This is a genomic window from Halorussus rarus (assembly GCF_003369835.1).
In the GTDB taxonomy this organism is placed as follows: domain Archaea; phylum Halobacteriota; class Halobacteria; order Halobacteriales; family Haladaptataceae; genus Halorussus; species Halorussus rarus.
Window position 1 is genome coordinate 1,387,016 of sequence record NZ_QPMJ01000002.1, and the last position, 12,768, is coordinate 1,399,783.

The window sequence follows — 12,768 nt, forward strand, 5'->3', positions numbered from 1 at the left end:
TCTCAGAGCGGCGTCGACGCGGCCATCTCCACCATCCCCGAGGAGAGCGCCCAGTACGCCAGCCCGAAGATGAGCGCGTCGTAGAACCCGTGGACCAGCACCGGCACGACCAGGTTGTCGGTCCAGGCGTAGAGGTAGCCCAGGAGGAGCGACAGGCCGAACAGGATGACCAGGGTCACGCTCACCGCGACGACGTCGGGCGTCGCGATGACCGTGGTCGGGACGTGGACCAGCGCGAACAGCACGCTCGTGAGCACGACGGCGGGCGCAGTCGAGAGCGCGTCGTCGAGGTACCGCTGGATGATGCCGCGGAACAGCAGTTCCTCGGCCGGGCCGACGACGAGTACGGACAGCGGAACGAGCAGCAGCAGGGTCAGCAGGTAGCCCTCCTCGGCGAGTTGCGTGACGGAGTTGCCGGCCAGCGGGAGGCCGAGCGCCTGCGCCGCCAGGATCGCGACGAGGCGGAAGGCGAACAGCGCGACGGTCCCGCCGACGACGATGCCGAGCGCGCGGGCGTCGGGCGCCCTGATCCGGAGGTAGTCGACGCCGCGGCTCGTCGCCCGCAGGAAGACGAGCGCGGCGGCGACGAACCCCAGTTCCGAGAGGACGAACGAGGCGACGAACTGCGTCAGCGCGTCGAACTGGACGAAGACGACCGGGAGCGACAGCAGGACGCTCAGCACGACGCCGAGCACGGTGAGCCCGGTGGCGACCCCGACGCGGCGGAGCGGGCTGGCCGTTGAGTGTGACATTACGAGGAGCTGACAACCCCCGAGGGGAAATAGATTAGCAAAGCGACGGATCGTCGAACGGCGGATCGCCCCGCACTGGTGCGGTTCCCCGGTGGCGAATCGGACGACGAACGTTTAAACCGTCTGAGACCCTACGGTCGCGCATGAAGTGGAAGGCAGACTGGGGACTTCGCGGCCGCATGGCCCTGACGATGTTCCTGCTGTTCGCGCTGTACATCGTCTTCATCGGCGTGCTCTCCCAGTTCGCGAGTCTGTTTGCGATAGTCCTGATCATGGGGAGTTTCTCGCTCGCCCAGTTCTTCTTCAGCGACAAGATCACGCTGTGGAGCATGGGCGCCAAGAAGGTCAGCGAGGAGGAGTACCCCGACCTCCACCGGACGGTCGGCCGGCTGAGCCAGCAGGCCGACCTGCCCAAGCCCACGGTCGCGGTCTCGGACAGCCGGGTCCCGAACGCCTTCGCGACCGGGCGCTCGCAGAAGAGCGCGGCGGTCTGCGTGACGACCGGCCTGCTGAAGACCCTCGACGACGACGAGCTGGAGGGCGTGCTCGCCCACGAGCTCGCCCACGTCAAGAACCGCGACGTGATGGTGATGACCATCGCGTCGTTCCTCTCGACCATCGCGTTCCTGGTGGTCCGGTGGGGCTGGTGGTTCGGCGGCGGCGACGACGACAGCCCGCAGGTCTGGGTCGCCATCCTGGCCTCGCTCGTGGTGTGGATTCTCAGCTTCCTGCTCATCCGGACGCTCTCGCGCTACCGCGAGTACGCGGCCGACCGGGGCGGCGCGACCATCACCGGCAAGCCCGCCGCGCTCGCGTCGGCGCTGATGACCATCGACAGCGGCATGAGCAAGGTCCCGAAGGAGGACTTCCGCGAGCAGTCGGAGATGAACGCGTTCTTCATCATCCCGCTCAAGTCCGACTTCATCGGGAAGATATTCAGCACCCACCCCAGTACCGAGGCCCGCGTCGAGCGCCTCCGCGAACTCGAACGCCAGATGTAGGTCGCCGGGCGACCGGCGGCCCCGACGCCCGAACATCACTGACCGTCTCGTCGTACCGCCCGGAGGGAGCCGACCTTTTTATCGGAGCGCGCGAAGGGAGAGACATGGGACTGTTCGACGGACTGCGGGAAGTGCTGGGCATCCGCGCGGAGGCCGACGCCACCCGGAAGGCCGACCCCGAAGACCTGTTCGGGATGAGCACGGCCTACGTCACGATGGAGGCCGAACTGGGCTACGAGTCGGTCGGCGAGGCCGCGCTCTGCTTCTCGGAGGTCGACAGCGCCGACTTCTCGGACGCGGTCGAGGAGGTCCACGAGATACTGGAGGTCGGGGCCGAGGAGACCGGCACCGAGACCGAGGCCCGCACCGACGACTACGGCTACTCGTGGGTCGTCCTCGACGATCCGGACTTCGAGGACCTCGTCACCAGCCTCAACTTCGCCGCCGACACGCTGATGGAGCGGGGATACGGCTCGCGGCTCCTGGCCGCCCTCTTCGCCTTCGAGAAGGACAATCAGTACGCCTACTGGGTGTACTCGTTCCGGCGGGGCGCGTACTACCCCCTCGTGCCGAAGGGGACCAGCGACCGCGACTCCAGCGCCGAGTTCAAGCTCGAGAGCAACCTCGACGGCGAGCTCGACATCGAGGAGAACAAGGAGTACTGGTACGCGCTCCTCCCGAGTACGGCAGGCCGCCACCCCTGGGAGTGACGGGCGGGCCGCTCGACGTCCGGAACGGCTTGTTCACCGGCGTCAGAGGTGGTGACCCAGCAGATTCCGCTCGGCGCGCTGCAGGTGCTCGGCGACCGTCGACGAGTCGACGCCGACGGCGGCCGCGACCTCCTCGGTCGTCGCCTCGCGGGGCACCTCGTAGTACCCCATGTCGTAGGCGGTCCGGAGCGTCTCGGTCTGGCGGTCGGTCAGCGCGTCCAGCGGCCGGTCGCCGCCCTCGTACGCGCCGAGCCGTTCGAGGCCCGGCGACACGCCGGCGGTCTCGTACCCGTCGACGGCGTCGGCGATGGCCTCCTGCGGTCCCACCAGCGACAGGGTGGCGCCGCGCTCGTCGACCGCCGGATCGCAGGTGCCGACCAGGTCGGCGGTCGCGTCCGCGAGGCGCTCGGGGAGTCGCGGTGCGGTGAACGCGACGACGTAGAGGTGGGCGTCAGCGAGGTCGGCGACGCGCTCCCACCGGTCGACGCAGTCGAGCGACGAGAGTCGCGCCTCGTCGAGCGGCGTCGCCACCTCGACCTGGACCACGGCGCCGGTCCCCCGACACGCGAGTTCCTCGACGCCCCGGAGCCCCGCCTCCCGACACAGCGACACGAGCCCCGCGATACCCATCGCGTCGAACTCCGGGTCGCGTATCGTCACGCGGGCTTCGCGCATGGCATCCCGTATCACGCTCCGAGCGCCCAAAAAGGATGTAGGTCCGACGCGGAGCCGGTCGAGACGACAATTCCGCCGGTCGCCGACGTATAAATCGTCCCAGCATGTTCGGAGAACGGGCCTTGGTCCGCGCCGCGGTACGGCCACGGCGATGACCGCTATCGAAACCGACGACCTCACGAAGCGCTTCGACGGAGACGTCGTGGCCGTCGACGGCCTCGACCTGCGGGTCCCGGAGGGCGAGGTGTTCGGCTTCCTCGGCCCGAACGGCGCCGGCAAGTCCACGACCATCGACGTGCTGCTGGACTACGTCCGCCCCACCGCGGGGAGCGCGACGGTCCTGGGGATGGACGCGCAGGCGGAGTCGGAGGCGCTCCGGGAGCGCGTCGGCGTCCTCCCGGAGGGGTTCGGCCTCTACGACCGGCTGTCGGGACGCCGCCACCTCGAGTTCGCGACCGAGTGGAAAGACGCCGCCGACGACCCCGACGCGGTGCTGGACCGGGTCGGGCTGGACGCCGACGACGCCGGTCGACCGGTCGGCGACTACTCGAAGGGGATGGCCCGGCGGCTCGCGCTCGGGATGGCGCTGGTCGGCGACCCCGACCTCCTCGTGCTCGACGAACCCGCCGCGGGGCTCGACCCGCACGGCGTCCGCCGGATGCGCGAACTCGTCCGGGAGGAGGCCGCGGCCGGGACGACGGTGTTCTTCTCCAGCCACGTCCTCGGGCAGGTCGAGGCGGTCTGCGATCGCGTCGGCATCCTCCACGACGGCGAACTGGTGGCCGTCGACACCGTCGAGGGGCTGCGTCGGACTGTGGGTGCGGGCTCGGAACTGCACCTCCGCGTGAGCGGCGGGGTCGACGTCGACGTGACCGACGTGGCGGGCGTCGAGTCGACGGAGTCGGCCGGCGGCATCCTCCGGGTCGAGTGCTCGGACTCCCGAGCGAAGGCGCGGGTCGTCGCGCGCCTCGCGAACGCCGGCGTGGACGTCCTCGACGTCGACTCCGAGGAGCCCTCGCTGGAGGACGTGTTCACGGCGTACACGACGGACGACGCGCCGGAAGCGGACGGTCGAGACGCCGTCGCGGTCGAGGGGGTGTCGGCGTGACGGCGACGTGGGCGGACGTGGCCCGCAAGGACTTCGAGGACGCCGCGCGCTCGAAGCTGCTCTGGGGGCTCATCGCGGTCTTCGTCGCCTTCCTGACGATGGCGCTGCTCTCGGCCGAACAGCTCTTTCCCGACTCGGTGACCGTCGACGCCGCCACGGCACTGGCGGGCGTGGCGATGCTGGCCCAGCTGTTCGTGCCGGGCATCGCGCTGGTCGCCGGCTACGTGTCCGTGGTCGGCGAGCGCCGTTCGGGCAGCCTGCGGGTGCTGCTGAGCTACCCGTTCTCCAGGTTCGACGTCGTCGCCGGCAAGCTCGTCGGGCGAGGGCTCGTCACCGGAACGGCGCTGGCGGTGGGATTCGCCGCGGCGAGCGTCCTCGTCGTGGCGCTGTACGGGGCGCCCGACCCCGCGGCGTTCGCCGGGTTCGTCGCCGCCGGCGCGCTGGTCGGTCTGACGTTCACCGGGCTGGCCGTCGGCGGGTCCGCCGCGGCGCCGACCCGGGGCCGGGCGAGGACGCTCACCATCGGGTCGTTCGTCGGAATGGTGTTCTTCTGGAAGCCGGCCGCCGTCGGGCTCTACTACGCGGTCACCGGGTCGCTGCCCGGTCTGCGCGCCGAGCCGTGGTACTTCCTCCTGAAGCGACTCAATCCCCTGGAGGCGTACCGCGTCCTCGCCGGCGCCGCGCTCGATCGGCGGGTGAGCGAGGTCCCGAATCTGCCCCTGGAAGACGTGCCGATGACCGTCGCGGCCGCGCCCGAGCGACTGGACCTCGCCAACCGGCTCGCCGGCGAGGTCCCGTTCTACCTCGCGGACTGGTTCTCGGCGGTCGTGCTGCTCGTCTGGGGGACGATACCGGTCGTCGCGGGCTACCGGTGGTTCGAGAGCGCCGACCTCGAGTGACCCGGGCGGAGCCCCGAACCGTCGGACGACGCGAGCCGGATACCACCCTCCGAGGGCGGTCCGACCGCCCCGAATCTTCCCACTTTAAATCCCGCCAGATGTCCCTCGTCAACCCGTTTCCTTCCCGCATTTTCACTTCCACCACGGGGTTAACGTGGGTTTATATGATGGGCGGCACAAGCCAGGCTTACGATGGCAGCAGACGCAGACCTCGAAGAACTGCCGGGCGTCGGCCCGGCGACGGCAGAGAAGCTCCGAGACGCAGGATTCGACTCCTACGAGGGCCTCGCGGTCGCGGCCCCGAGCGAGCTCTCGAACACCGCGGACGTGGGCGACTCGACCGCCTCCGACATCGTCCAGGCCGCCCGCGAGGCCGCCGACGTGGGCGGGTTCGAGACCGGCGCGGCCGTGCTGGAGCGCCGCGAGAAGATCGGGAAGCTCAAGTGGAAGATCGACGAGGTCGACGACCTGCTCGGGGGCGGGGTCGAGACCCAGTCGATCACCGAGGTGTACGGCGAGTTCGGCGCCGGCAAGTCCCAGGTCACCCACCAGCTCGCGGTCAACGTCCAGCTCCCCCGCGAACACGGCGGGCTCGGCGGCAGCGCCATGTTCGTCGACTCCGAGGACACGTTCCGTCCCGAGCGCATCGACGACATGGTCCGGGGGCTCCCGGATGAGGCCATCCAGGCCGCGATGGACGAGCGCGAGATCGAGGGGACGCCGGACGACGACGAGGCGATGGACGCCCTCATCGAGGACTTCCTCGACAAGATCCACGTCGCCAAGGCGTTCAACTCCAACCACCAGATGCTGCTGGCCGAGAAGGCCCAGGAGCTCGCCAACGAGACCCAGGACGACGAGTACCCCGTCCGCCTGCTCTGCGTCGACTCGCTGACCGCCCACTTCCGCGCGGAGTACGTCGGCCGGGGCGAGCTCGCCGAGCGCCAGCAGAAGCTCAACAAGCACCTCCACGACCTCGACAAGGTCGGCAACCTCCACAACACCGCGGTCGTCGTCACGAACCAGGTCGCGTCGAACCCCGACTCGTTCTTCGGCGACCCGACCCAGCCCATCGGCGGCAACATCCTGGGCCACAAGTCGACGTTCCGCATCTATCTCCGGAAGTCGAAGGGCGACAAGCGCATCGTCCGGCTCGTCGACGCGCCGAACCTCGCCGACGGCGAGGCCGTCATGCGCGTCGAGGACGCCGGCCTGAAGCCCGAGTAAGCGACTCGTACACGCTCTCCCTCTGTACCTGCGGTCTCGCTTTCGGTCACCCCGTTCGACTCCTATCTCTGTTCGACTTCCGTCGTCCGACCCGAGTGCTCGCGAGCCCCGCGGTCGGGACGGAGGCGTCGGCGGACGGGGAAAGCGGCGTCGGCGTCGGGACCGTCGGGAATTTGCCACGAGCGCCCGCGGCGATACGTCGCCGGAGCCGCCGTGTGAGTGCGTGACGCGCCGGGGAGCGGCGCCGCGTCTCGGCCGCTTGCCCTTTACGCCGGGATAGTCTCTAGTCGGAGGTATGAAGGCGCGGACCGCGTTCGCGGCCATCCTGGTCGGGGTGCTTGCGGTGCTGTCGGTGCTGGTCGTCAGGCCCTTCCTCGACTACGTCCTCGGAGCCATGCTGCTGGCGTTCGTCCTCACCCCGGCCCAGCGCCGGCTCGCGCCGGAGGTCGGCTCGCGGCTCTCGGCGCTCGGGCTCGTCGCGCTGACCGTCGTGCTGTTTCTCGGCCCGGTCGGACTGTTCCTGCAGGTCGCGCTGTCGGACCTCGGCGAGCTCCCGACCAGCCTGAGCGACCTGCCGACCTACCGGTCGGTCGTCCTGGTCGTCGAGCGCACCTTCGGCGTCCAGTTCGGGCCGCGCCTGGAACAGCTCCTCGGGAGCCTCACGTCCGCGTTCGCCGGGTGGAGTTCGGGACTGGCGAGCGCCGGCGTCCACTTCACGCTGGGGATTCTCCTACTGCTGTTCCTTTTGTACTACCTGCTCAAGGACGGCGACACCCTGGTCCGGTGGGTCAGGGGCATCACGCCGCTCCCTCCGACGGTCCAGGACGACCTCTACGCCGAGGCCGAAGAGGCGACGTGGGCGGTGCTGAAGGGTCACGTCCTCGTCGCCGCCCTGCAGGGGTTCGTCTCGGGGCTCGGCCTCGTCGCACTCGGCGTGCCCGACGCGTGGTTCTGGACCGTGGTGATGATGTTCCTCGCGATGGTCCCCATCGTCGGCGTCGCGCCGGTGCTCGGCGGTGCGACGATATTCCTCGTGGCGAACGGTCGGCTGCTCGCGGCCGGGCTGCTGGTGGTCTACGGGATGACGGTGGTCGCGGTCACCGACGACTACCTCCGGGCGCTGGTCATCGACAAGGAGTCGTCGCTCCACTCGGGGGTCATCCTGCTCGGCGTGTTCGGCGCGGCCTACTTCCTCGGCGCCATCGGCATCTTCGTCGGCCCCATCATACTCGCGCTGTTCAAGGAGACCATCGAGGTGTTCTCGGCGTACTACGACCTCGGATAGGCGCGTCGCTACAGAAACGAAAAATCAGTCTACTCGTCGTCGTCTTCGGTCGTCGTCTTGTCCAGTTCCTTCTCGCCCTCGTAGATGTCCGCGCCGTCCTGGACGACCTTCTCGGCGAGCACCGCGCACTTGACCCGCATCGGGCTGATGTCGACCCCGAGCATGTCGATGACGTCGTCGCGGTCGAGCCCCCGCATCTCCGCGACGCTCATCCCCCGGAGCTCGCCGGTCAGCATGCTCGCGCTCGCCTGGCTGATAGCGCAGCCGTCGCCGCGGAAGGCGACGCGCTCGATGGTCTCGTCGTCCTCGTCCAGCTGGACGTCGATCGTGATCTCGTCGCCGCACATCGGGTTCTCGCCAGCGTGGGAGAAGGTCGGCTCCTCCAGTTCCCCGTAGTTGCGGGGGTTCTTGTAGTGGTCGAGGATCTGCTGGCGATACATGTCCGAGCCCATGCCCATTGTTACTGCAGGGTAGGCGAGTCCGCCCTAAAAGGATTGCGCAGGCGGATTCGGCCGGTTCAGACCGCGTAGCCGATGAGCGCGGCGTCGACCACGAGCAGGGTCGCGACCAGCGAGTTCGTCCGGAACGCCATCTTGAGCCGGGTCGGCAGTTCCCGGACGCCGTCCTCGCGGGCGGTCTTCGTCTCGTACCACGCCCAGACGCTCGTCAGCGCGAAGACGCCGTAGAGGGTCATCATGGCGATGAGGGCCGCCCCGCGTCCGCCCTCGGGGAGGTTGTTGTTGTACAGATACCACAGCGCCGCGCCGCCCGACGCGCCCATGATGACGATGCCGCCGAACGCGAACCACTTCAGCGAGTCGAGCACGTCCAGCGCGAACTCGGGCGCGTCGTTGCGCCGGGCCGCCGGCAGGACGACCATCCCGGTCACGAGGTAGCCGCCGGTCCAGAGGACGGCCATCAGCACGTGCGCCGACATCACGGCCGCGAGTGTCCAATTTACCATGTCGGGAGCGTGTGACGCAACTGCCAAAAAGCGGCCGGTTCGGTCCCAGACCCCGGCACTCGTCGCCCGATTTCCCGACTCGTCGCGGGCCGGGAATGCAGGAGTTTTATCATGTTCGCTCGCTCACCCTCGGAGGAGATGACGCCTCGTTTCCCCGCGACTGCGCCGTCCTCCGCGACCACGGCCGTACCACCCTCCACGACCGCGACCCGACCGGCCCGAGGTCGGTGAACCGATGCGACGACGCAGTTACCTCCGGAGCGTCGGCGCCGTCGGCGCGTGCGCCCTCGCCCCGACCGTCGCGTCCGCCCGCGGCGACGACCGCACCGGCAGTTCGATGTCGCCGTCCAGCGTCTCGCTGACCGGGGCGCTCGAAGCGGTGGTCGGCGACGACGGGACGACCGTCTACGTCGCGGCCCACGACGGGTTCGGCGTCGTGGACGCGAGCGACTTCGCGAACCCGGAAGTGGTGGCCGAGCGCCGCGGCCTGCTCGCCGACCGGGAGTTCGGTCCCCTGCGCGAGATCTACGACGTGTCGGTCTCGGGCGACCGCCTGCTCGTCGCCGGCCCCCGGACGGGCCTGTACAACGAGGAACTCGGCGGATTCCTGCTGTACGACGTGAGCGACCCCGCGGACCCGAAGCAGGTCGCGTTCTTCGAGACCGACCACGGCATCCACAACGCCTTCCTCGACGGCGACACCGCCTACCTCACCGGGACCGGCCTCGACGCCGAACCGCTGGTCGTCGTCGACCTCGCGGGCGACCGACCGGAGGAGGTAGCCCGGTGGTCGGTCGTCGACGAGAACGAGGCCTGGCGCGACGTCGAGAGCGTCGTCCGCTCCTGTCACGACGTGTACGTGCAGGACGGCACGGCCTACGTCGCCTACTGGGACGCGGGGACGTGGCTGCTCGACGTGAGCGACCCCGCGAACCCGACGCCGGAGCTCCACCTCGGCGGTCGGAAGCCGGCGGCGATCCACGACGCCGGCGAGAGGTCGGTCATCGAGGCCCTCGAACTCCCGGGCAACAGCCACTACGTCGCGCCCAACGAGGACGGGTCGCTGCTCGCGGTGGGCCGGGAGGCGTGGGACAACGGCGACACCGACCGCACCGGCGGCCCGGGCGGCATCACCCTCTGGGACGTCGCGGACCGCTCGTCGCCCGAGCGACTCGTCCGGCTCGCGCCGCCGACCTTCGAGGACCGCTCCGAGTACCTCAACCGGACGTCGCACAACTTCGCCTTCCGCGGGGACCGGCTGTACACCTCGTGGTACGGCGGCGGCGTCAGGGTGTACGACGTGAGCGCGCCGGCCGAGCCGACGCTCCTCGACGCGTGGGCGAAGCCGGACAGGACCACCTTCTGGACCGCCCAGCCGGCCGACGGCGGGTTCGTCGCGTCGAGCCGGTTCGACCCGACGAAGCGCGAACAGCTGAGCCGGAAGGAGAAGCGCAAGCCGGCCGAGTCGGCGAAGCTGTTCACCTTCCCGGAGCCGTCCGGGGAGGACCCCCGACCCGCCCGAACCGAGCCGGCCCCCGTTCGCCCGTCGGAGACGACCGGGGCCCCGGCGACGACGACCGCGACCGAAGCGACAGAGACGACAGCCACGACCACCACTGCGGAGACGACGACCGGCGACCGGACCGACACCACAACCGAGTCGACCGGCGTCGGGACGCCCGGCTTCGGCGTCGGCACGGCCCTCGTCGGCGGCGGGCTGGCGCTCGCCCGGCTACTCCGGAAGCAGTCCTGAGCGACGACGGAAGAGCCGAGTGACGGCCCCCGTCCGGTCAGGCGTCGCCGGCGACCTCGCGCTCGAACCGCTCGGCGAACTCGGCGACGTAGGCGGCGCGCTCCTCGGCGAGTCGGCGGCCCGCCTCGGTGTACATCCGGTCGGGGAGCGCGAGCAGTTTCTTGTGGAGGTGGTTGAACTGGGTCGCGCCGGCAGCGGTGTCGTCGGCCTCGGGCGGCAGGTCGGGGTCGTGCAGCGGGCTCCCGTGCTCGCCGCCGTAGGAGAAGCAGCGGGCGACCCCGACCGCGCCGAGCGCGTCGAGGTTGTCGGCGTCGCAGAGGAGTTCGGCCTCGCGAGTTCCGGGTTCGACGTCGTTCGAGAAGCGGTGGGCCCGGATGCAGTGCTGCACGGCGTCGATGGTCTCGGCGCCGGCGCCGAGGTCCGCGAGGATGTCGTCGGCTTCCTCGGCGCCCCACTCGGCGTGGTCGTCGATCTCGCCGCGGTCCTCCTTCGGCCGGCCGACGTCGTGGAGCCACACCGCCGCGAACAGCACGTCCTCGTCGACGTCGTACTCGGCGGCGAGCGTCTCGGCCAGGCTGGCCACGCGCTCGACGTGATGCCAGTCGTGGGCCGGCGATACGCCGTCAGAGCTTCGCTCTGACGAGCCTCGTCTCTCTGCGTTCGACGAGACTTCGTCGAAGTAAGTCTCGGCGCGCTTGCGGACCTCGTCTCTCATGGACGAAGCGACAGAGCAGGAGAGCAAAAAGGAAACGGAGCGAATCTACGCGAACAGTTCGCGGGCGTCTTCCAGCCCCTCCATCAGGGCGTCGATTTCGTCGGTCGTGTTGTAGAGGTAGAACGACGCGCGGGCCGACGCCGCGACGCCGAGTTTGTCGTGGAGCGGCTGGGTGCAGTGGTCGCCCGCCCGGATGGCGACCGCGTGGTCGTTCAGGATGGAGGCGAGGTCGTGGGCGTGGACGCCGTCGAGGTTGAAGCCGACCAGGCCGCCGCGCTCGGTCGGGTCGGTCGGGCCGTAGATCTCGACGTCGTCGAACTCGGCCAGCCGGTCGAGGGCGTACTCGGTGAGGTGCTCCTCGTGGCGCCGGATGTTGTCGAGGCCGATCTCGTCGGTGTACTCGGCCGCCTCGGCGAACGCGATGCCCTGGGCGATGGAGGGCGTGCCGGCCTCGAACTTCCACGGCAGGTCGTTCCAGGTCGACTCCTCGTAGGTGACCTTCCGGATCATGTCGCCGCCGTAGAGGTACGGCTCCATCTCCTCGAGGATCTCCTCCTTGCCGTAGAGGCCGCCGATGCCGGTCGGCCCAGCCATCTTGTGGCCCGAGAACGCGTAGAAGTCGACGTCGAGGTCCTTCACGTCGACCGGGCGGTTCGGCACGGCCTGGGCGCCGTCGCCGAAGATCAGCGCGTCGTGGTCGTGGGCGATGTCCGCGAGTTCCGCGAGCGGGTTGACGGTACCCAGCGAGTTCGAGACGTGGACCGCGCTCACCAGCTTCGTGTCGTCGGTGATGAGCTCCTTCGCGGCCGCCATGTCGAGGTGGCCCTCGTCGGTGATGGGGATGTACTTCACGTCCGCGCCGGTCTTCTTGGCGGTCTGCTGCCAGGTGACCAGCGAGGCGTGGTGCTCCATCTCGGTGAGGACGACCTCGTCGCCCGGCCCGAGCTCGTTCAGCCCCCACGAGTAGGCGACGAGGTTCTCGGCCTCGGTGGTGTTCTTGGTGAACACCATCTCCTCGCGGCCGTCGGCGCCGACGAAGTCCGCGAGCGTGTCGTGGGCCTCCTCGTAGGCGATGGAGGCCTCCTGGCTCAGCTGGTGGATGCCCCGGTGGACGTTGGCGTTGTACTCGTAGTAGTACTCGGTGATGGCCTCGACGACCCGTTTAGGGGTCTGGGTCGTCGCGGCGTTGTCGAGGTAGACGACTTGCTGGCCGTCGAACTCCCGCTGGAGAACGGGGAAGTCCTCCCGGATGCGCTCGACGTCGAGCGCCTCGGATTCTTGTAGTCCCATTGGTCGCGGGTAGGAGTTCGAGCAAGAACATTCCTTCGGTCCGACCGACATTCCGTAACTGAAACCGGTTTCGTCGGCCGACGAAGAGAGCCGGCGAGGCTCCCGGGAACGAGGTTAAGACGTTCGACCCCCTGGCCACGGTATGGTCTCGAAACGACGACTCGGCGCGAGCCTGCTCCTCGTGGGCCTCGCGTTCGTCGGCGCGTTCCACGCGGTGGCGGCGGTGGCGTTCGACACGGGGTTGGCCTCGGTGGGCGCGGGGCTGGCCGGCATCTCGGTGCTGTCGCTGATGGTCGTCAACCTCCCGGCGCTGGGCGAGGGGAGCGGAGACGGCGGAGAAGGCGCGGACTGAACCTCGATTCGCCGGGACCGGTCGGGCTTCTATCCGA

14 protein-coding genes are annotated in these 12,768 nt (G+C 69.5%); 8 read left to right on the forward strand and 6 right to left on the reverse strand.

Features of this window, described 5'->3' with window-relative positions; genetic code table 11:
• Positions 1-2: 2 nt before the first annotated feature.
• Positions 3-752 carry a CPBP family intramembrane glutamic endopeptidase gene (locus tag DVR07_RS15225; RefSeq protein WP_115798118.1) on the reverse strand — a complete coding sequence of 250 codons (750 nt, stop codon included), beginning with the start codon at positions 750-752 and terminating at the stop codon, positions 3-5.
• A gap of 143 nt (positions 753-895) precedes the next feature.
• Between DVR07_RS15225 and htpX the strand changes: the two genes are divergently transcribed.
• Both htpX and pspAB read left to right on the forward strand, forming a co-directional pair.
• Positions 896-1,753, forward strand: a complete 858-nt coding sequence (htpX, locus tag DVR07_RS15230) for a zinc metalloprotease HtpX (protein ID WP_115798119.1) — start codon at positions 896-898, stop codon at positions 1,751-1,753.
• 104 nt (positions 1,754-1,857) lie between these two features.
• Complete coding sequence (pspAB, locus tag DVR07_RS15235; protein WP_115798120.1) at positions 1,858-2,463, forward strand: PspA-associated protein PspAB; 606 nt, start codon at positions 1,858-1,860, stop codon at positions 2,461-2,463.
• 42 nt (positions 2,464-2,505) lie between these two features.
• Here pspAB and DVR07_RS15240 read toward each other — a convergent pair whose 3' ends face one another.
• The gene (locus tag DVR07_RS15240; RefSeq protein ID WP_115798121.1) at positions 2,506-3,138 is read right to left on the reverse strand and encodes a helix-turn-helix domain-containing protein; all 633 of its coding nucleotides are present in this window, start codon (positions 3,136-3,138) and stop codon (positions 2,506-2,508) included.
• 151 nt (positions 3,139-3,289) lie between these two features.
• Here DVR07_RS15240 and DVR07_RS15245 point away from each other — a divergent pair, with 151 nt between their 5' ends.
• The 4 genes from DVR07_RS15245 to DVR07_RS15260 all read left to right on the forward strand — a co-directional run bounded on the left by DVR07_RS15245 (position 3,290) and on the right by DVR07_RS15260 (position 7,657).
• Positions 3,290-4,246, forward strand: coding sequence for an ABC transporter ATP-binding protein (locus DVR07_RS15245; protein WP_115798122.1), 957 nt, complete (start codon positions 3,290-3,292; stop codon positions 4,244-4,246).
• Positions 4,243-5,145, forward strand: a complete 903-nt coding sequence (locus tag DVR07_RS15250) for an ABC transporter permease subunit (protein WP_115798123.1) — start codon at positions 4,243-4,245, stop codon at positions 5,143-5,145. The genes DVR07_RS15245 and DVR07_RS15250 overlap by 4 nt, the downstream gene beginning before the upstream one ends.
• Positions 5,146-5,337: 192 nt before the next feature.
• A complete protein-coding gene (gene radA / locus DVR07_RS15255; RefSeq protein ID WP_115798124.1) occupies positions 5,338-6,372 on the forward strand; it encodes a DNA repair and recombination protein RadA in 1,035 nt (344 codons plus the stop codon).
• Between the two features lie 295 nt (positions 6,373-6,667).
• Entirely contained in the window at positions 6,668-7,657 is a 990-nt protein-coding gene (locus DVR07_RS15260) for an AI-2E family transporter (RefSeq protein ID WP_115798125.1), read from the forward strand.
• A gap of 29 nt (positions 7,658-7,686) precedes the next feature.
• On the opposite strand, the gene sufU is transcribed toward DVR07_RS15260, so the two are convergent.
• A complete protein-coding gene (sufU, locus tag DVR07_RS15265; protein WP_115798126.1) occupies positions 7,687-8,115 on the reverse strand; it encodes a Fe-S cluster assembly sulfur transfer protein SufU in 429 nt (142 codons plus the stop codon).
• 59 nt (positions 8,116-8,174) lie between these two features.
• Positions 8,175-8,621: a hypothetical protein gene (locus tag DVR07_RS15270; protein ID WP_115798127.1), complete on the reverse strand. Its 447-nt coding sequence runs from the start codon at positions 8,619-8,621 to the stop codon at positions 8,175-8,177.
• Between the two features lie 235 nt (positions 8,622-8,856).
• Here DVR07_RS15270 and DVR07_RS15275 point away from each other — a divergent pair, with 235 nt between their 5' ends.
• Positions 8,857-10,374: an LVIVD repeat-containing protein gene (locus tag DVR07_RS15275; protein ID WP_115798128.1), complete on the forward strand. Its 1,518-nt coding sequence runs from the start codon at positions 8,857-8,859 to the stop codon at positions 10,372-10,374.
• A 37-nt stretch (positions 10,375-10,411) separates the two neighbouring features.
• On the opposite strand, the gene DVR07_RS15280 is transcribed toward DVR07_RS15275, so the two are convergent.
• Positions 10,412-11,089: an HD domain-containing protein gene (locus tag DVR07_RS15280; RefSeq protein ID WP_115798129.1), complete on the reverse strand. Its 678-nt coding sequence runs from the start codon at positions 11,087-11,089 to the stop codon at positions 10,412-10,414.
• Positions 11,090-11,134: 45 nt separating this feature from the next.
• Positions 11,135-12,379, reverse strand: a complete 1,245-nt coding sequence (locus tag DVR07_RS15285) for an aminotransferase class V-fold PLP-dependent enzyme (RefSeq protein WP_115798130.1) — start codon at positions 12,377-12,379, stop codon at positions 11,135-11,137.
• Positions 12,380-12,521: 142 nt separating this feature from the next.
• Between DVR07_RS15285 and DVR07_RS15290 the strand changes: the two genes are divergently transcribed.
• Complete coding sequence (locus tag DVR07_RS15290) at positions 12,522-12,731, forward strand: hypothetical protein (protein ID WP_115798131.1); 210 nt, start codon at positions 12,522-12,524, stop codon at positions 12,729-12,731.
• The last annotated feature ends 37 nt before the right edge of the window (positions 12,732-12,768 follow it).

Bases quoted from the DNA above. Each gene is read 5' to 3' on its own strand.
- DVR07_RS15290 (WP_115798131.1), top strand. From the start codon at position 12,522: ATGGTCTCGAAACGACGACTCGGCGCGAGCCTGCTCCTCGTGGGCCTC.
- radA (WP_115798124.1), top strand. From the start codon at position 5,338: ATGGCAGCAGACGCAGACCTCGAAGAACTGCCGGGCGTCGGCCCGGCG.
- DVR07_RS15280 (WP_115798129.1), bottom strand. From the start codon at position 11,089: ATGAGAGACGAGGTCCGCAAGCGCGCCGAGACTTACTTCGACGAAGTC.
- DVR07_RS15245 (WP_115798122.1), top strand. From the start codon at position 3,290: ATGACCGCTATCGAAACCGACGACCTCACGAAGCGCTTCGACGGAGAC.
- htpX (WP_115798119.1), top strand. From the start codon at position 896: ATGAAGTGGAAGGCAGACTGGGGACTTCGCGGCCGCATGGCCCTGACG.
- DVR07_RS15225 (WP_115798118.1), bottom strand. From the start codon at position 752: ATGTCACACTCAACGGCCAGCCCGCTCCGCCGCGTCGGGGTCGCCACC.
- DVR07_RS15240 (WP_115798121.1), bottom strand. From the start codon at position 3,138: ATGCGCGAAGCCCGCGTGACGATACGCGACCCGGAGTTCGACGCGATG.
- DVR07_RS15260 (WP_115798125.1), top strand. From the start codon at position 6,668: ATGAAGGCGCGGACCGCGTTCGCGGCCATCCTGGTCGGGGTGCTTGCG.
- DVR07_RS15275 (WP_115798128.1), top strand. From the start codon at position 8,857: ATGCGACGACGCAGTTACCTCCGGAGCGTCGGCGCCGTCGGCGCGTGC.
- pspAB (WP_115798120.1), top strand. From the start codon at position 1,858: ATGGGACTGTTCGACGGACTGCGGGAAGTGCTGGGCATCCGCGCGGAG.
- DVR07_RS15285 (WP_115798130.1), bottom strand. From the start codon at position 12,379: ATGGGACTACAAGAATCCGAGGCGCTCGACGTCGAGCGCATCCGGGAG.
- sufU (WP_115798126.1), bottom strand. From the start codon at position 8,115: ATGGGCATGGGCTCGGACATGTATCGCCAGCAGATCCTCGACCACTAC.
- DVR07_RS15270 (WP_115798127.1), bottom strand. From the start codon at position 8,621: ATGGTAAATTGGACACTCGCGGCCGTGATGTCGGCGCACGTGCTGATG.